The 16,900-nt window shown below is 41.4% G+C and carries 16 protein-coding genes; 9 read left to right on the top strand and 7 right to left on the bottom strand.

The features are described 5' to 3' along the window. Positions 1 to 59: 59 nt before the first annotated feature. Both GD630_RS19330 and GD630_RS19325 read left to right on the top strand, forming a co-directional pair. Complete coding sequence (locus tag GD630_RS19330; RefSeq protein ID WP_143868030.1) at positions 60 to 1,343, top strand: AAA family ATPase; 1,284 nt, start codon at positions 60 to 62, stop codon at positions 1,341 to 1,343. Beyond that, positions 1,327 to 1,845: a hypothetical protein gene (locus tag GD630_RS19325; protein WP_143868028.1), complete on the top strand. Its 519-nt coding sequence runs from the start codon at positions 1,327 to 1,329 to the stop codon at positions 1,843 to 1,845. The genes GD630_RS19330 and GD630_RS19325 overlap by 17 nt, the downstream gene beginning before the upstream one ends. A gap of 67 nt (positions 1,846 to 1,912) precedes the next feature. On the opposite strand, the gene GD630_RS19320 is transcribed toward GD630_RS19325, so the two are convergent. The 4 genes from GD630_RS19320 to GD630_RS19305 form a co-directional block, all read right to left on the bottom strand. Continuing rightward, the gene (locus GD630_RS19320; RefSeq protein ID WP_143868026.1) at positions 1,913 to 2,410 is read right to left on the bottom strand and encodes a GDYXXLXY domain-containing protein; all 498 of its coding nucleotides are present in this window, start codon (positions 2,408 to 2,410) and stop codon (positions 1,913 to 1,915) included. Beyond that, complete coding sequence (locus tag GD630_RS19315) at positions 2,397 to 3,368, bottom strand: DUF4401 domain-containing protein (protein WP_143868024.1); 972 nt, start codon at positions 3,366 to 3,368, stop codon at positions 2,397 to 2,399. The genes GD630_RS19320 and GD630_RS19315 overlap by 14 nt, the downstream gene beginning before the upstream one ends. Then, positions 3,352 to 4,269, bottom strand: a complete 918-nt coding sequence (locus tag GD630_RS19310; RefSeq protein ID WP_143868022.1) for a DUF2157 domain-containing protein — start codon at positions 4,267 to 4,269, stop codon at positions 3,352 to 3,354. The genes GD630_RS19315 and GD630_RS19310 overlap by 17 nt, the downstream gene beginning before the upstream one ends. A gap of 167 nt (positions 4,270 to 4,436) precedes the next feature. Then, positions 4,437 to 6,176: a thiamine pyrophosphate-dependent enzyme gene (locus GD630_RS19305; RefSeq protein ID WP_143868020.1), complete on the bottom strand. Its 1,740-nt coding sequence runs from the start codon at positions 6,174 to 6,176 to the stop codon at positions 4,437 to 4,439. 236 nt (positions 6,177 to 6,412) lie between these two features. On the opposite strand from GD630_RS19305, the gene GD630_RS19300 reads away from it, so the two are divergent. From GD630_RS19300 to GD630_RS19280, 5 genes are all read left to right on the top strand, one after another. Beyond that, positions 6,413 to 6,631 (top strand): winged helix-turn-helix domain-containing protein, encoded by a 219-nt coding sequence (locus GD630_RS19300; protein ID WP_007758501.1) that lies wholly within the window; start codon positions 6,413 to 6,415, stop codon positions 6,629 to 6,631. A 266-nt stretch (positions 6,632 to 6,897) separates the two neighbouring features. After that, positions 6,898 to 8,097, top strand: a complete 1,200-nt coding sequence (locus tag GD630_RS19295; RefSeq protein WP_182505666.1) for a BamA/TamA family outer membrane protein — start codon at positions 6,898 to 6,900, stop codon at positions 8,095 to 8,097. Next, the gene (locus GD630_RS19290) at positions 8,084 to 9,787 is read left to right on the top strand and encodes a phosphoethanolamine transferase (protein ID WP_143868018.1); all 1,704 of its coding nucleotides are present in this window, start codon (positions 8,084 to 8,086) and stop codon (positions 9,785 to 9,787) included. Before GD630_RS19295 ends, GD630_RS19290 begins: the two co-directional genes overlap by 14 nt. Before the next feature lie 94 nt (positions 9,788 to 9,881). Beyond that, the gene (locus tag GD630_RS19285; protein WP_143868016.1) at positions 9,882 to 10,847 is read left to right on the top strand and encodes a DnaJ C-terminal domain-containing protein; all 966 of its coding nucleotides are present in this window, start codon (positions 9,882 to 9,884) and stop codon (positions 10,845 to 10,847) included. Positions 10,848 to 10,861: 14 nt separating this feature from the next. After that, positions 10,862 to 11,176, top strand: a complete 315-nt coding sequence (locus GD630_RS19280; RefSeq protein ID WP_007758508.1) for a chaperone modulator CbpM — start codon at positions 10,862 to 10,864, stop codon at positions 11,174 to 11,176. A 94-nt stretch (positions 11,177 to 11,270) separates the two neighbouring features. Here the strand turns inward: GD630_RS19280 and GD630_RS19275 are convergent, their stop codons facing one another. The 3 genes from GD630_RS19275 to GD630_RS19265 are packed head-to-tail and all read right to left on the bottom strand — an operon-like array spanning position 11,271 to position 14,878. Further along, positions 11,271 to 12,977 carry an acyl-CoA dehydrogenase family protein gene (locus tag GD630_RS19275; RefSeq protein ID WP_143868014.1) on the bottom strand — a complete coding sequence of 569 codons (1,707 nt, stop codon included), beginning with the start codon at positions 12,975 to 12,977 and terminating at the stop codon, positions 11,271 to 11,273. Positions 12,978 to 12,983: 6 nt separating this feature from the next. Next, positions 12,984 to 14,003: an electron transfer flavoprotein subunit alpha/FixB family protein gene (locus tag GD630_RS19270; RefSeq protein ID WP_007758514.1), complete on the bottom strand. Its 1,020-nt coding sequence runs from the start codon at positions 14,001 to 14,003 to the stop codon at positions 12,984 to 12,986. A 2-nt stretch (positions 14,004 to 14,005) separates the two neighbouring features. After that, the gene (locus tag GD630_RS19265) at positions 14,006 to 14,878 is read right to left on the bottom strand and encodes an electron transfer flavoprotein subunit beta/FixA family protein (RefSeq protein ID WP_143868012.1); all 873 of its coding nucleotides are present in this window, start codon (positions 14,876 to 14,878) and stop codon (positions 14,006 to 14,008) included. 274 nt (positions 14,879 to 15,152) lie between these two features. On the opposite strand from GD630_RS19265, the gene GD630_RS19260 reads away from it, so the two are divergent. Both GD630_RS19260 and GD630_RS19255 read left to right on the top strand, forming a co-directional pair. After that, positions 15,153 to 15,737 (top strand): RNA polymerase sigma-70 factor, encoded by a 585-nt coding sequence (locus tag GD630_RS19260; protein WP_143868010.1) that lies wholly within the window; start codon positions 15,153 to 15,155, stop codon positions 15,735 to 15,737. Positions 15,738 to 15,761: 24 nt separating this feature from the next. Further along, complete coding sequence (locus tag GD630_RS19255) at positions 15,762 to 16,742, top strand: FecR family protein (protein WP_182505782.1); 981 nt, start codon at positions 15,762 to 15,764, stop codon at positions 16,740 to 16,742. Positions 16,743 to 16,900: the final 158 nt, after the last annotated feature.

Below are 16,900 nucleotides of genomic sequence, written 5' to 3'. Positions count from 1 at the left end.
AAAGAATCTCTTTTTGTTTCTTATCTTTGCATATCATCTATATTATAGAATATATCTGTATGGATAAAATAGTAGAACTGTCGGTTGAGAATTTTAAGGCTGTAAAGAAGGCGGATATCGCTTTGAATGGAATAACGGTTGTATCCGGTATTAATGGTTGTGGAAAGAGTAGTTTGTCACAACTGTTGTATTATTCATTTTATTATGCGAATCATTTTAATGAAATAATAGATTCTGCTTTAAATGATGAATTGCTTCGTTATGTTGAAGTTTTAAGGCAAATAGAGAGGGAAGTAAACGGTCTCACATCTGTCAATTCAATTATTTTACGTCCTGTTTCTGTCGCAGATAAAATGAAGTATTTGCAATATGTAGAGGAATTGTTTACTCGTTTTCTATCTTACAAAGATTTTGTATACAATCAGAAAGATGAGGATATAATAAATTCTTGTAAACGCATTGTGCGAATTATCAAGAATATGTTTGACGATTCGCTAGATGATTTGGATGAATTGTTAGGTCTATTTTATAAAGAAATAGAAGCATTGTTTGATGGCGCATCGAGAGATAAAGAAAAGCGACGATATTTCTTACTACACGATTATCTGGATTTTTATTTGAAAGGTGTGTATCCTCAAAAATGGGTGATTCGAGAATATGGGGTTTCTTTTGCAGGTGGAGAGACGAAGTCGGTTCCTTTACTTCATTATATAAAAAGAGTTGCCTATATTGATACTCCGATGATAGTAGGGAGTCAATTGACTGGTGGTAAAGATTATTGGATGAAGTTATCAACTTTATTGAATGATCATTCTCAAATAGGCGAAAAAGTTCCTTTATATAAGAATCTTACTCAAATAATGAAAGGGGAGCCTCTTATAGAAAAAGACGATATTCGTAACCCAAAATTGTCTTATAAAAGAGACGATGGAAAAATATTCGATTTGAAAGATTGTGCCACAGGAATAAAATCATTTTCTATTTTACAACTGCTGTTGAAGAATGGTTTTCTTCAAAAAGACACACTACTTATTATTGATGAGCCGGAAGCTCATTTACACCCTCAATGGATCGTGGAATATGCACGGATGATTGTCTTGCTCCATAAAGAGATTGGAGTAAAGTTTTTTGTAGCCAGTCATAGTACAGATATGATAAGTGCTATTCGATATATTGCCGCGAAAGAGGAAGTGCAAGACAAATTAAACTTTTATTTAGCCGAGGATTCGGAAGACACTCCTTATGAATATACATATCGTGATTTAGGTCTTGACATAGATCCTATTTTTAAATCATTTAATAAATCCTTAGATAAAATTGATGAGTATGGAGCCTGCGAATAAGTTGCAATGTAAGTGCCTTTCGATAGACTCTTATTGTTTTTCTGAAGAATTTGTAAAGCTGTATTCTGCATTTTATGTTAGTTTGGATGAATTGCTTATTCGGGAAGGAGCTCCTAAAAAAATCCCAGAGTGTAAAAGAACAATTTTAGTGGTTGACGTTGACCGATGGGAGATAGCACAAGCGAGAAGACAACATCGTTGTCTGAATAGTACGATGGATTTTGTTGCGTTACTCAGCAATAAAAAGATGCTTCTGGTTGATGCTAAATTTAGGGTAGAAACAAATGAACTTAATTCATCCTTCATTCAAGATATAAAAGCTAAGTTAGTTTATACAAAGCCTTTGTTTTATACTCATTTGCCTATTCATGAGAAGGTCATTTTATTGTTTCAAACCAAGAAGGTAGAACAATGTAGAAATAGAATAAGGCGATTGATGAATAATAAATCTGATATTGAAGTGATGGATATTGCATATTTCTATGAAAAGTATATTATCTGAAAATAAATGCTTGAAAGCATAAATGTAAAAGGTTGTGTCGGCGTTTTGATACAACCTCTTTCGTTTTTTATTTGCCAGGTTGAATACGATGAAAGTCTTTATCATACAGTCCTACAAGTAAGTTTTGTCCTTTATCATTCACTTTCAGTCCGCCATATACGGCTTTTTGATAAAGGGTATCCTGTCCTTCTTCGAAGAAGAAAGATTCGGCACCGAGGAAGAGCCTGTGATGTACTATTTTATATTTGATGACCAGTTCATCACTATTTACAGGTTCTAAAGTATTTTGCAGTCGCACTATTTCTCCTACCTGATTACTGTCAGTTCGAAGTACGGCATAACCGCGTGTGGCAGTTTGTTCGTCTACCGGAGCTGATGAGGCTTCCTGGTAGTTAAGTCTCATATAGTCTCCTTGCATAAGAGAGCGGGGATCGACAGGAACTAACTGTAACAAAACCAACCGTCCGTCTTTCAAGATTTGCTCTTTCTTATAAACCGACCAGTTGAAATACCCTAGTAACAGTATCAGGTTTACGATAATCAATATTCGGCTATATTTTTTCATGTCTTGTTCTTTTTTGAGTGAAGAAATACCAGGCTGTAATACATGCAATTCCGATGAAGAAAAGCGTAATGGATTTGGTGAGCAGGCTCAAATTCAAATCATAATAGTATTTGGAAACGGCATAGATAAAGAGAAGGAGTGCAGCGGCACACTCTGCTCTATAACCATAATGAAAACATATTAAAATCAGTAGCAAACTACCGGATAAATAAGGAGCAAATACGGTAGGCAGACAAATGATAATACAAAGAATATAGATACCAACCTGATTCACAGGATTATCCCCTTTCATGACCTGTATGATTTGTTGAATCATGATGAGAAGTCCTACCCATATATAAACGGACAATATGCCCGATACGAGCCAGCTATTTGTTTCCGATACCAGGTCGCTGATTGATAATCCTCCCAGTGAGACGATACTGGATATAAATAAACCGGCATGAAATGGTCTGTATTTGGAAAAGTAATTTTTCGTCTCTGTACCCTCAAACAGCTTTTCGAAAGCATTGATAAATAGAAATGCTCCGAGGATAGGGATTACTGCTATTTGCAGGGGATAAAATGAAGAAAAGACATAGGCAACTTCTCCAAATAAAGATATATTAAACAGAATGACTGAAAGAAAGGGGAGAATGAATCCTCTCGATAAAAAGAAAGTGAGTATACTGATTATTATAAGTATAAAGAAGAGGGCATGAATATTAGCACTCATGCCAAAGCCTGCCAATACGCATCCTGCTATATATAAAGTGATGTTCATCGCATCCAGAAAAGGCCGGATAACGACGCGGCTGATTATTAACGTAGTAATGATTAACAAAGTTCCTATAATCAGACTGGAAATCTCGGATTGAATGATTCTGGCAAGTGCCAGAAATCCCAGAAAGAAAATAGCCGTCAGGATTCCCCCGATAATAGATACGACTTGAATAGTGAGGTTATGCTTCTGTGCCATACCATTGCTTTTTTAGATGAAGAATGATGTAAATAAGTAAAGTTGTCCCGGTGATGACAATGATTCCTCCATAGAAGAATATCTGAACATCCCTAAGATCACTTTTAGATATGAATGTAGTCAATAAATTCATTAATGTGGCAAAAGGAATGATAGCTAGATAGAACAGACTCTTTTCTCTCCATCCGTACCAAAGTCCCGCTGCGAATAGAAGGACAGTAGTTATGAGAGGAACAGATAATATGGTATAATCATCACAGATGGCCGCCATTAACAAAAAGCTGGTGTGTAGAATGGTAGCCAACGAAAGAAGACTGACAAACCAACGATTGTTTCTGTTCAAATGACCTTTTGCACTCATCCATTCCGTAATAATAGTTGCCACGGCACATATCCAGGTTACTGCATTGCCCAATAGAGTTATTTCCCAAGAGCCATAGCCGGCAATTTGTATATTATACAGCCATATCGTAGTACAAAGTAATCCGATGAACGTCAGCCATAACGGAGCGAAGCGGATAGCAATCGCCCAAAGAATGGTGAAAAGAGTCCATCCCAGAAAGAGATCGTAAGCATCGGCCCCTGTTTGGTAAATTTGTCCGAAGACAGCGAAAAGCGTACCTATCAGAAATGTAGCTCCGGTGAGGAGAATTTGTTTGACGAGCTTACTCCAACGGGTAAATGTAGCGAGCAGGACAGAGGCTACTAATAATACTTCTACCATTCCTAATTTTGCAAATTTAGGTAGTTCATCCCAGTTATAGGCAAAAAAGAAGACGATGCCTGCCACTGTAAAACCAACACCCACTGCCAATAAAAAAATAGAAAGGAATTGATTCCACTGTTTTTTATCAGCATGTAGAGCTTGTCGGGATAAAGGCGAAAAGTCGGGCTTTTCCATGTGTTTTTACTTTTTGATAATTGCAAACATAAGAAAATAAAATGATTTCCACTTCAAGATAGACTATAAAATAGACTATAAAAAGGTATGACTTACCTTATTGCGATTAGCAATAATAGTAAGTCATACTTTGGGAGAGGTATTGAAGAACTTAAAAAGAGAATAACTTAAAATACCTCCCGTATATGCTTAAAGTTAGAATTGATGGTATCAATAACTTCTTGTGAGCGACCGTTGATTAACAACTTGTACATCGACTGTGCAAAACCCACCATTTGTCCGAATTCAATTTTCGGAGGCATGGCCAGTGCATTCGGATCAGTCATGATATTGACAAGTACCGGACCATCCAGTTCGAATGCATTAAGTAAGGTAGTCAACACCTCTTCCGGATCGCTGACATTAAACCCTGCCATTCCCATCGCTTCAGCCACTTGGGCAAAGTCGGGATTCAGCATATTTGTTTGCCAGTCCGGCAGTCCGTCCACTTCCATTTCCAACTTCACCATTCCTAGTGAGCGGTTGTTGAATACGATGATTTTGATCGGCAACTTATATTGGACAACTGTTTCCAAATCTCCTAAAGTCATAGACAATCCGCCGTCTCCGCAAAGTGCCACTACCTGACGATCCGGATAAGCTAGTGCGGCACCGATGGCTTGCGGCAAAGCATTTGCCATAGAACCATGATTGAAAGATCCCAGCATGTGGCGTTTGCCTGTCGCTTGCAGATAACGCGCTCCCCATACACAAGTCATTCCTGTATCTACTGTGAACACAGCATCGTCCGAGCTTAGTTTGTCTATTTCAGACATCACATATTCGGGATGAATCTTATTTACATTGCCTTTATCTTCCGTGTAAGCAGCCAGATCCTTCTTTACTCCTTCATATCTTTTGAGTTGTTTCAACAGGAACGAATCATCCGTCTTCGGATTCAGCATACGCAATAAACTTTGGATGCTAAGTTTAACATCGCCGCAAAGTCCGATATCAACCTTTGCTCGACGTCCCAGACGTTCGGGCTTTATGTCAATCTGTGCTATCTTGATGTCATCCGGTAAGAAAGCGGAATATGGAAAGTCGGTGCCGAGCATGAGAAGCACTTCGGCTTCATGCATACTGTAATAGCCCGACGGCATTCCCAGCAATCCGGTCATACCCACTTCATACGGATTTTCATATTGCACCTCCATCTTTCCTTTGAAAGTATATACAACCGGAGCATTCAACTTCTCGGAAAGCGCGATCACTTCCTCATGAGCTCCCCGGCAACCGATGCCGCAGAAAAGAGTGATACGTGTATGTTTGTTTAACATGTCGGCTAATTGAGCCAGATCTTCTTCCGACGGACAAACTTCCGGTGGGGCAGGATAGTTGATAACCGACGAGTCGACAGCAACGGCAGAAGCCTTTGCCAAGTCACCCGGAAGCCCGATGACGGACACCCCTTTGCGGGTGACAGCTGTTTGTATGGCCGACTGGAGCATACGTGGAAATTGTGTGGGAGTAGTGGCTACTTCATTATAATAACTGCAATCGTTAAAAAGTTTGATGGTATTCGTCTCCTGAAAATATTCCGTACCGAACTCTCCGGTAGGAATTGTAGAGGCGATGGCGATTACCGGTGCGCCGGATCGGTGTGCGTCATACAAGCCGTTAATCAGATGAACATGTCCCGGCCCGCTACTTCCCGCGCAGCATCCCGGGCGACCGGTCAGTTGTGCTTCTGCCGCAGCGGCATACGCCCCTGTTTCTTCGTGGCGCACATGTATCCATTTTATTTGATCGTTTTTTCTGACTGCTTCGTTTACTTCATTCAGACTGTCGCCTGTTACGGCGTAGATGCGTTCAACTCCGGATTTTACCAGAGTATCTATCAACTGTTCTGCTATTTTTTTTGCCATAGCTGTAATTGGTTTAGGATTGATTTTTATGTAATAACAGATGGCTGCAAAGAAAAGTTCTAATTTAACATATGCTAATAACGCCTTTGTGTCGGGACACATCACCGCTTTTATGTTAAAATTAATTCTGTAACAACTTTCTAGTGAAGATGTATAAACAATTGCAATATCCTTTTGTTATCTTTATAGGCGAAATCTTAACCTAATGTATTAAACCTCTTAATAACTCTAGAAAAATGAACAAAAATGAAATCGGCGTGAATGCCGGTAAGGTTTGGCAACTGCTTAGCAATAATGAGAAGTGGAGCTATGGACTTTTGAAGAGAAAATCCGGGCTGAAAGATAAAGAGCTGGGTGCCGCTTTGGGGTGGTTGTCAAGAGAGAGCAAAATAGAGTTCGATCAGTGCGATGAAGAACTTTATGTATATCTCTGTGTGAATGTTTATATTGGCTAAAAGAGTCTGACGCTTTAACGGGAACAGAAGAGTCTCCGGAGGAATGACGGAACGGTCAGGACTTTGGAGATTCTCGTTTTTTATTCTTTTTCCGCTTTGTGTATCGGAGGCATTGAACCTTCTTTTGATGCCACAAAGGAGGATGTAGACGAATTTATAAGACTTTTAAAACGTTAAAAAGGAAATCCGGAACAACAAAAACGCCTAAATCTCTGTTTTTATAAGAAGTTTGAAACTAACTTTGTCCGCAATGTTTTCTACTTCTTATGATTATGGATACTAGACAGAACAGGCTAATCATATTCGCGATTTTGTTATTGACACAAACCCCATTGGGCGCGCAACTGCATTCTACAATAATTGAACTGCCGGAGGATTCTATACCTGTAACTATTGAAGATTCTGTTCCGGCGAAGCGCAGCTTCTTTAAGAAGTTTCTTGATTATTTCAATGATGCCAATAAGGAAAAAAAGAATAAAAAGTTTGATTTCAGTGTGATAGGCGGCCCTCACTATTCCAGTGATACCAAGTTCGGACTCGGACTGGTGGCAGCCGGATTATATCGCACCGATCGGATTGATTCGCTTCTTCCTCCTTCCAATGTCTCTCTTTACGGAGATGTGTCGACGGTTGGCTTCTATCTGTTGGGAGTTCGTGGAAACCATTTGTTCCCGCAAGATAAATACCGGTTGAATTACAATTTGTATTTCTATTCTTTCCCCAGCCTGTATTGGGGACAGGGATATGACAATGGAGCGAACTCTGATAACGAAAGTGATTATAAACGTTTTCAGGCACAGGTGAAAGTCGATTTTATGTTCCGGCTGGCAAAGAACTTCTACATCGGACCGATGGTCGTATTCGATTATATCGACGGATGGAACTTTGAGAAACCGGAACTATGGGAAGGAATGGCTGCGCGAACTACCAATACCAGCCTAGGACTTTCCCTCCTTTATGATTCTCGTGACTTCCTGACCAATGCATATCATGGCTATTACTTGCGGATAGACCAAAGGTTCAGTCCGTCTTTTCTCGGTAATAAATATGCGTTTAGCAGCACAGAACTCACTACCAGCTATTATCAACCGGTATGGAAGGGCGGAGTACTGGCAGGGCAATTCCACACATTGCTTACTTATGGAGATACTCCCTGGGGCTTGATGGCAACGCTGGGAAGCTCTTACTCCATGCGCGGATATTATGAAGGACGCTATCGGGACAAGTGTGCTATAGATGCACAGATAGAACTCCGTCAACACGTATGGAAGCGGAATGGAGTGGCTGTATGGGCAGGAGCGGGAACGATTTTTCCACGACTCTCCGAGTTCACCCCGAAACACATTCTGCCTAACTATGGTTTCGGTTATCGTTGGGAGTTTAAGAAGAGAGTAAATGTACGTTTGGATTTAGGGTTTGGCAAACACCAGACCGGATTTATTTTTAACATCAATGAAGCTTTTTAAGAATATAAAGAATTGGTTGGAGAATCAGGAACATCTGTTTTATCTGTTTCTGTTTATCTTGATAGTACCTAATATAGTACTCTGTTTTACAGAACCTTTACCATTTATGGCAAAAGTCGCCAATGTGTTGTTACCTTTCGGTTGCTATTACCTGTTGATGACTTTGTCGAGGAATTGTGGCAAGATGCTTTGGATCTTATTCCTGTTCCTGTTCTTCGGAGCCTTTCAGATCGTGTTACTTTATTTATTCGGCCAGTCCATTATCGCTGTCGATATGTTTCTGAATCTGGTCACCACCAATTCGAGTGAGGCATTGGAACTGCTCGATAATCTTACGCCTGCCATTATTGCTGTAATCATACTCTATGTACCTGCCCTGATATTAGGGACGATTTCAATTATACGTAAACGGAAACTCACGGTAGAGTTCATTCGCAGGGAACGGAAGAGAGCCTTCCTGGTCTTTGGAATCTCCCTTCTTAGTCTTGTCGGAGCCTATGTGCAGGATTCGGGATATGAGTTGAAATCTGATTTATACCCGCTAAACGTATGCTACAACGTAGGTCTTGCCTTTCAAAGAACAGCTCTGACACAGGATTACCACCGTACATCCAAAGACTTTACTTTCCATGCCCGGGCTACTCATCCGGAGGGAAGACGGGAAGTATATGTAATGGTCATAGGAGAAACCTCCCGTGCCCTAAACTGGCAACTGTATGGTTACGAACGTGAAACGAACCCGCTCTTATCCCGGCAAACGGGTCTGATTGCTTTCCCGAAAGTGTTGACAGAGTCGAATACGACACATAAAAGTGTCCCCATGCTGATGTCGGACGCTACCGCCTGCAACTACGACTCTATCTACCATCAAAAAGGAATCATCACCGCTTTCAAAGAGGCAGGATTCCGGACGGCTTTTTTCTCCAACCAACGTTACAACCATTCGTTTATCGACTTCTTCGGAATGGAAGCCGATACGTATGATTTTATAAAAGAAGATTCGGCCGGTTCTACCTATAATCCTTCTGACGATGAACTTCTGAAATTGGTGGAGGAGGAACTAGCGAAAGGTGCAACGAAACAATTCATCGTACTTCACACCTACGGTTCCCACTTTAACTATCGCGAACGTTACCCGTCGGAAGATGCTTTCTTTACACCCGATTATCCGGTTGATGCGGAAAAGAAATACCGGGATAATCTGATAAATGCCTACGATAACTCTATCCGTTATACGGACCGCTTTTTGTCACGGCTTATCCGTATATTGGAAAATCAGCAGGCAGATGCCGCCATGCTCTATACTTCGGATCATGGAGAGGATATTTTCGACGATTCCCGTCATCTGTTCCTCCACGCTTCTCCTGTACCTTCTTATTATCAGCTTCATGTGCCATTCCTGATTTGGATGTCCGATGACTACCGCGAAACGTATCCCGAACGCTGGAATACCGCTATTGAAAATAAGGATAAGAATGTTTCTTCCAGCAGCTCTTTCTTCCCTACAATGCTGTCCTTAGGCGGAATAGAAACTCCTTACCGGGATGATTCGCAGGCTGTGACGGCTCCGGACTACGTAATGAAACCAAGGGTTTATCTGAATGATCACAATGAACCCCGTTCATTGGATGATTTGGGCATGAAGAAGCAAGACTTCCGAATGCTGGAGGAGAGGAATATAAAGTATTAAATATTAGGTATTAATCCTTGTTAATTTTTACATCCAAAAGCGTGCTTGGCGTGTTATTTGCCGTATGATGTATGAACGATTAAATTCATAAAACATGGCCTATATAGATTATTATAAAGTTCTTGGGGTAGACAAGAGTGCTTCTCAGGATGATATCAAAAAGGCTTTTCGTAAGTTGGCCAGGAAATATCATCCCGACTTGAATCCGAATGATCCGAGTGCAAAGGATAAGTTTCAGGAGATCAATGAAGCAAATGAAGTGCTGAGTGATCCGGAGAAACGTAAAAAGTATGATGAGTACGGAGAGCATTGGAAGCATGCCGATGAGTTCGAAGCACAGAAGCGGGCACAGCAACAGGCCGGAGGCTTTGGCGGTGCAGGCGGGTTCGGCGGATTCGGTGGCGGACAGGGTTTCTCTGACGGCAACGGGACGTATTGGTACAGTTCCGATGGAGAAGGATTTTCCGGTGGTAACGCCAGTGGATTTTCCGATTTCTTCGAATCGATGTTCGGTGGACATCGGGGTGGAAGAGGACAGGGTGCTGCAGGATTTCGTGGGCAGGACTTTAATGCAGAGCTGCATTTGTCTCTTCGTGATGCTGCTCAAACGCATAAGCAGATATTGACCGTCAATGGTAAACAGGTACGTATCACTATTCCAGCCGGTGTGGCTAACGGGCAAGTCATTAAACTGAAAGGCTATGGTGCCGAAGGTGTCAATGGTGGACCGGCCGGTGATCTGTATATTACTTTTGTCATAGCAGAAGACCCGGTGTTCAAACGTCTGGGTGATGATCTGTACGTAGATGTGGAGGTAGACCTTTACTCTGCCGTATTGGGAGGCGAAAAAGTGGTTGATACGCTGGATGGTAAAGTGAAACTGAAGATAAAGCCGGAAACACAGAACGGAACGAAAGTCCGTCTGAAAGGCAAAGGATTCCCAGTATATAAAAAGGAAGGACAATTTGGTGACTTGATTGTGACCTATTCTGTCAAGATTCCAACAAACTTGACGGACAGACAGAAAGAGTTGTTCCGTGAGTTACAGAGTATGAACTAAAAAGAATGAGTGCTATGCAGACTGAATTAATTATTGTCAGTGAATACTGTCACAAATGTCATATTGAGCCTTCATTCATAGATATGTTGGAAGAAGGTGGTTTGATAAATGTACATACCGAAGGAGGTGAGCATTATTTGTTTTTGTCAGAACTTCCGAGTGTTGAACGTTATAGCAGAATGTATTATGATCTTGCCATTAACATGGAAGGTATCGATGCAATTCATCATTTGCTGGAAAGAATGGAGGCTATGAGACGTGAAATGAATTCACTCCGTAATCAGCTTTTATTGTATCGGGAACGGGAAATAGAAGATGCGGATTGGTGACAATGTAGGAAGGGCGGCTATAATGAAGAAATAAGAAAGACTGGACTCAATTTTGTTGGGTCCAGCCTTTTTTATTATTAGACCGGAAACTTTCTTACTTCTTGTAGAAAGCCAAATCTTCTTTGTCGAAATTTTCGATGAATCCGGCGTGTTTTTCTACTTCTGCTTCCGCATAATTCAGATATACGTGTGCAGATTTAGCAAACAGTTCGGGATTCTTGCTAGCGTCTTGAATTAACAGGTGGCACATGATAATATCGGCAGCCATTTCCATCAGTCTGCGAGCAGTGAAATCAAGTAATTCCTGGTCTTGCGCTTCTTTTACAGCGTTGGTGCTTGCTTCAAATTTGTTAGCCATCTTCTTCAGACGGGACATTAACGGTTCCATTTCCGGTGAACAGGGAATGGTCTCAAACTCGCGGATAGTGGCGATATAAGAGCCATTGGTGACATAACGGATGGCGGCTACAGTCTGCAATTGGGTAGTTCCTTCGTAGATACTGGTGATACGTGCGTCGCGGTAGATACGTTGACAAGCATATTCCATCATGAATCCTGAACCACCATGAATCTGGATACAGTCGTATGCGTTCTGGTTGGCGTATTCGGAGTTCATACCTTTGGCTAGCGGAGTAAAGCTGTCGGCCAATTTAGCGTATTTTTTCTGTTCCTGACGTTCTTCCGGAGTCAGCTTACGTTCGCGGGCGATATCATCCAATGCTTTGTAGATGTCTACGTAGCGGGCTGTCTGGTACAGCAAAGCACGTCCGGCATCCAATTTACCTTTCATGATAGCCAGCATATCGTATACTGCCGGGAATTCGATGATTGCTTTGCCGAATTGCTTACGGTCTTTAGCATAAGCCAATCCTTCATTGTAAGCAGCCTGGCTCAATCCTACAGATTGTGCGGCAATACCCAGACGGGCACCGTTCATCAAAGCCATCACGTATTTAATCAAACCGAGTTTACGGTCACCGCAAAGTTCGGCTTTTGCATTCTTGTATACTAATTCGCAAGTAGGAGAACCGTGAATACCGAGTTTGTTTTCGATACGGCGTACGTTTACCCCGCCTTGACGTTTGTCATAAATGAACATAGACAAACCACGACCGTCTCTTGTTCCTTCTTCCGAGCGTGCCAGTACAAGGTGGATATCAGCGTCTCCGTTTGTAATGAAACGTTTCACACCGTTCAGCAACCAGCAGCCGTCTTTTTCACTGTAAGTAGCTTTCAGCATAACTGATTGAAGGTCGGAACCTGCGTCCGGTTCTGTCAAGTCCATAGACATGGTTTCACCTTGACATACACGAGGGATGAAACGGCTGTGCTGGTCGGCATTACCGAATTCGTACAGTGTTTCGATACAGTCCTGCAAAGACCAGATATTTCCGAAACCTGCATCGGCAGCGGCTACGATTTCTGCACACATGGTGTACGGAGTGATCGGGAAATTCAAACCACCGAATTTGCGTGGCATGGTCATGCCATTCAGCCCGGCTTTTACCATAGCGTCCAAATTCTGTTTGGTTCCGGAAGCGTATTCTACACGGCCATTGGCGCAGTGAGGACCTTCTTCATCTACACCTTCTGCATTAGCAGCTATGATTTCCCCAGTGATTTCTCCGGTAATCTCCAATACTTTATCGTATGAGTCTACAGCATCTTCAAAATCCAGCGGAGCATAGTCGAATTCATCTTTATCTCTGTAATTGCGTTCTTTGAGTTCGCAAATACGTTTCATCATCGGATTGTTCAAGTGAAACTTGAGTTCCGGTATGTCTGTATAATAATTAGCCATTTTTCCTTACTTGCTATTTTGTTTATAATACTTAATCATCTTCGGCACAACTTCTTCGATAGTTCCATTGATTACATAGTCGGCAATTGTATTGATCGGAGCGTCCGGGTCGTTATTGATGGAGATGATGATACCACTTTCCTGCATACCGGCGATATGCTGAATCTGTCCGGATATACCGCAGGCGATGTAGAGTTTCGGACGGACTGTGACACCAGTCTGGCCGATTTGGCGGTCATGGTCTGCAAAACCTGCGTCAACAGCGGCACGGCTGGCGCCTACTTCTGCATGAAGTTCTTTAGCGAGGTCGAACAGGAGGTCGAAGTTTTCTTTCGAACCTACACCATATCCACCGGCTACGATAATAGGAGAACCTTTCAAGTTGTTTTTAGCCTTTTCTACGTGGCGTTCGATAACTTTCACTACATAGTCCGTATCGGCTACATACTTCTTTACGTCGTGACGGATTACTTCTCCCTGATAAGTCGGAGAGAGGATTTCTTTCTTCATTACACCTTCGCGAACGGTTGCCATCTGTGGGCGGTGTTCCGGATTCACAATCGTAGCAACGATGTTACCACCGAATGCCGGACGGATCTGATACAGCAGATTCTTGTAAGTCTTACCTTCTTTTTTGTCTTCGTGGTCACCGATTTCAAGTGAAGTACAGTCAGCAGTCAGTCCACTGGTCAAAGCGGAAGAAACGCGCGGGCCGAGATCACGACCGATAACGGTAGCACCCATCAGGCAGATTTGCGGTTTTTCTTCTTTGAAAAGATTTACCAGGATAGAAGTATGGGGAAGTGAAGTATAAGGGTAAAGCCCTTCACCGTCGAAAACGTGGAGTTTGTCTACTCCGTAAGGAAGGATTTGTTTTTCAATCTCTTTGAGGCCTGTTCCTGCAACCACAGCTTCGAGCTGGCAGTTCAATTGGTTGGCTAACGAACGACCTTTGGTCAGAAGTTCGAGGCTGACGTCTGCAACGTTACCTTCTTCTATTTCGCAATATACAAATAAGTTATTCATGATTATCCGATGGTGTGGTTAGCTAATAGTTCAACAATCAGGTCTTCTACGTCACGGTCACTGCCGCTAATGGTTTTGCTCTCTTTAGCCTGGAACACGATGTTCTGGATGGCCTTTACTTTTGTCGGTGAACCGGACAGACCACATTGTGCAAGGTCACCGTTTACATCGGCTACACTCCATTCTACCAGATTCAGATAATCACGCTTGTCATACAAGTCGGTATAATCAAGGTTACCTTGTTGTTTTTCGGTAACTGTTTTGGCGTGTTTGTATTTCTGGACTAGTTTCGCATTGCGCGGACGGCAAGGAGCGGCAGAACCATTTACAGTAATCACGATAGGTAACGGGCCTTCTACGGTTTCCACGCCACCGTCAATATGGCGTTTCACTTTAATCTTGCCTTCACCTACCTCCAGAATCTCTTCTGCGTATGTGATTTGTGTCAATCCCAGCTTTTCTGCTACCTGCGGACCTACCTGCGCTGTGTCACCGTCGATAGCCTGGCGACCACCGATAATGATATCGCAGTCACCGATTTTGCGGATGGCAGTGGCTAGTGCGTAAGATGTCGCCAATGTATCTGCACCGGCGAAGGCACGGTCAGTCAGTAAGTAACCGTTATCTGCACCACGGAAAAGTCCTTCACGAATAATATCGGCTGCCCGTCCCGGACCCATTGTCAGGATGGTTACGGTAGAGCCTGGATGAGCATCTTTCAATCGAAGCGCTTGCTCGAGAGCATTCAGGTCTTCGGGGTTGAAGATGGCGGGGAGTGCCGCACGGTTAATCGTTCCGTCGGCTTTCATGGCATCTTTCCCAACATTACGTGTGTCGGGAACTTGTTTTGCCAATACAACAATTTTCAAACTCATGTTATAAATTTTAGTATTAGTATTTCTACAAGTTAGTAGCCAGTAGTCAAGTAGTAATGTCTTGCTATTCAAACTATCCGGTTAACTATCAGCGTGCAAATTTACTCAAACACTTGGTTCTGACAAGAAATCCAAGCGAAAAATGTACATTGTTAAGCATTTCTTTGTTCTGTTAGTTATATGTATATCACTGTTCTTTTCGATAAAAAAAGGTTTTTGTATTGCTTATGTGCAACTAATATGTTTATTTTGCTTGCTATTATTTGGGAATATTATGGAGAATGATAAAAGACAAATGGAGAAGGACTTTCAATCTTTCTTCACTGTTAACTTTCCTAAAGTGAAGAACTTTGCTCGAAAGTTACTGAAATCGGACGAAGATGCAGAAGACGTTGCTCAAGATGTTTTTTGTAAACTGTGGCAACAACCGGAAATGTGGCAACATCCTAATGATAAATTGGATGGGTATATCTTTGTAACAACACGGAATATTATTCTTAATATGTTTAAGCATCAGCGTATAGAGCAAGAGTACCAGGCAAGTTTTGCGGAAAATGCGATACTTTGTGAAATAATAGAAGATGATCAGGCACTAAAGGATATCTATTATAAAGAGTTACTTATGATTCTCCGGCTTGCTTTAACAAAAATGCCTGAGCGTCGGAGGATGATATTTGAGGCCAGCAGATTTCAGGGACTAAGCAATAAAGATATTGCGGAAAAATTAGGTGTTTCTATCCGTACGGTAGAGCACCAAATTTATCTAGCATTAATAGACCTAAAGAAAATACTTCTTTTTTTAGTTTTTTTCTCTTCTCTCTTAAGTAGTATAATGATTTTAGTTGTCTTTAAAGTATAAGGCAGAAATAATAATGAAATAATGATGAAGAATTATATTCGACAAGTGATAGAACTTTTTAGTCAGAATGACTATCCGGTTTCCGTCCAAAAGCAATTCCGGCATTGGTTGGCTGATGAAGAACATAAGGAAGAAAAAATGGAAGCGCTCACTTCTCTTTGGGAAGAAGCCAGACAGCAGCGAGTTCCTCAGGGAATGCAGCAGTCTATACGCCGTATGCAACAAAATATAGGTATGCGTCCTGTCTCTTCGCAAAAGAGGTATATATTACGTATTTGGCAGGTAGCGTCGGTATTGTTGCTGGCTGTATCGTCGGTTTCTATCTATTTATTATTGGAAAAAGACGATTTCTCCAGTGATTTGATAGAATGTCATATACCAACTGCAGAAATACATGAACTGACATTACCGGATGGTACTTCCGTTATGTTGAATTCAAAAAGTACTTTGTTTTATCCGGAAAGTTTTAATGGCAAAACCAGAAGTGTATATCTGATAGGTGAGGGCTATTTTAAGGTAAGGCCGGATAAGGAACATCCCTTTATTGTGAAAGGAGCTGATTTTCAGGTTACAGCTTTGGGGACTGAGTTTAATGTAAATACTTATTCGGAGAATGACGAAGTGTACACTACTTTAGTTTCGGGCAGTGTAAAAGTGGAGTATGATAATTTAGTCTCAAGTGTTATATTGAAGCCTAATCAGCAGTTATCTTATAACAAACTTACTAAGAAAAGTCGTTTGCAACAATCACAAGTTGATGATGTAATAGCTTGGCAACGTGGAGAGCTTGTATTTAGTGATGCACATTTGGAAGATATATTCACGAGACTAGAACATAAGTATCCATATACTTTTGTATATAGTTTCCATAGTTTGAATAATAATACTTATAGTTTCCGTTTCCCGAAGAATGTGACGTTGGAAGAAATTATGCTAATTATTTCACAAGTAGTTGGAGATATCCACTATGTGATTAAAGACAATAAATGCTATATAACTAATTGAAAAATAACCCCTATGTCTAATTATTAACTTAACACACCATGAAAAAAAATATCCGGAGGGAACTGCCATTCCTTCCGGATATGAAATCGAAAAATTCCTTAATATTAGCGTGTTACTAACGCAATCCAATCAAAATAGAATTAATAACCAATTTACTA

Origin of the sequence: Bacteroides zhangwenhongii (assembly GCF_009193325.2) — a bacterium.
Classification (GTDB): Bacteria; Bacteroidota; Bacteroidia; order Bacteroidales; family Bacteroidaceae; genus Bacteroides; species Bacteroides zhangwenhongii.
The sequence above is the reverse complement of the archived record's forward strand: the minus strand, read 5'-3'. Positions and strand labels throughout refer to the sequence as shown.

Excerpts from the sequence above, each read along its gene's own strand:
- GD630_RS19330 (WP_143868030.1), top strand. The coding sequence starts at position 60 with ATGGATAAAATAGTAGAACTGTCGGTTGAGAATTTTAAGGCTGTAAAG.
- GD630_RS19325 (WP_143868028.1), top strand. The coding sequence starts at position 1,327 with ATGGAGCCTGCGAATAAGTTGCAATGTAAGTGCCTTTCGATAGACTCT.
- GD630_RS19320 (WP_143868026.1), bottom strand. The coding sequence starts at position 2,410 with ATGAAAAAATATAGCCGAATATTGATTATCGTAAACCTGATACTGTTA.
- GD630_RS19315 (WP_143868024.1), bottom strand. The coding sequence starts at position 3,368 with ATGGCACAGAAGCATAACCTCACTATTCAAGTCGTATCTATTATCGGG.
- GD630_RS19310 (WP_143868022.1), bottom strand. The coding sequence starts at position 4,269 with ATGGAAAAGCCCGACTTTTCGCCTTTATCCCGACAAGCTCTACATGCT.
- GD630_RS19305 (WP_143868020.1), bottom strand. The coding sequence starts at position 6,176 with ATGGCAAAAAAAATAGCAGAACAGTTGATAGATACTCTGGTAAAATCC.
- GD630_RS19300 (WP_007758501.1), top strand. The coding sequence starts at position 6,413 with ATGAACAAAAATGAAATCGGCGTGAATGCCGGTAAGGTTTGGCAACTG.
- GD630_RS19295 (WP_182505666.1), top strand. The coding sequence starts at position 6,898 with ATGATTATGGATACTAGACAGAACAGGCTAATCATATTCGCGATTTTG.
- GD630_RS19290 (WP_143868018.1), top strand. The coding sequence starts at position 8,084 with ATGAAGCTTTTTAAGAATATAAAGAATTGGTTGGAGAATCAGGAACAT.
- GD630_RS19285 (WP_143868016.1), top strand. The coding sequence starts at position 9,882 with ATGGCCTATATAGATTATTATAAAGTTCTTGGGGTAGACAAGAGTGCT.
- GD630_RS19280 (WP_007758508.1), top strand. The coding sequence starts at position 10,862 with ATGCAGACTGAATTAATTATTGTCAGTGAATACTGTCACAAATGTCAT.
- GD630_RS19275 (WP_143868014.1), bottom strand. The coding sequence starts at position 12,977 with ATGGCTAATTATTATACAGACATACCGGAACTCAAGTTTCACTTGAAC.
- GD630_RS19270 (WP_007758514.1), bottom strand. The coding sequence starts at position 14,003 with ATGAATAACTTATTTGTATATTGCGAAATAGAAGAAGGTAACGTTGCA.
- GD630_RS19265 (WP_143868012.1), bottom strand. The coding sequence starts at position 14,878 with ATGAGTTTGAAAATTGTTGTATTGGCAAAACAAGTTCCCGACACACGT.
- GD630_RS19260 (WP_143868010.1), top strand. The coding sequence starts at position 15,153 with ATGGAGAATGATAAAAGACAAATGGAGAAGGACTTTCAATCTTTCTTC.
- GD630_RS19255 (WP_182505782.1), top strand. The coding sequence starts at position 15,762 with ATGAAGAATTATATTCGACAAGTGATAGAACTTTTTAGTCAGAATGAC.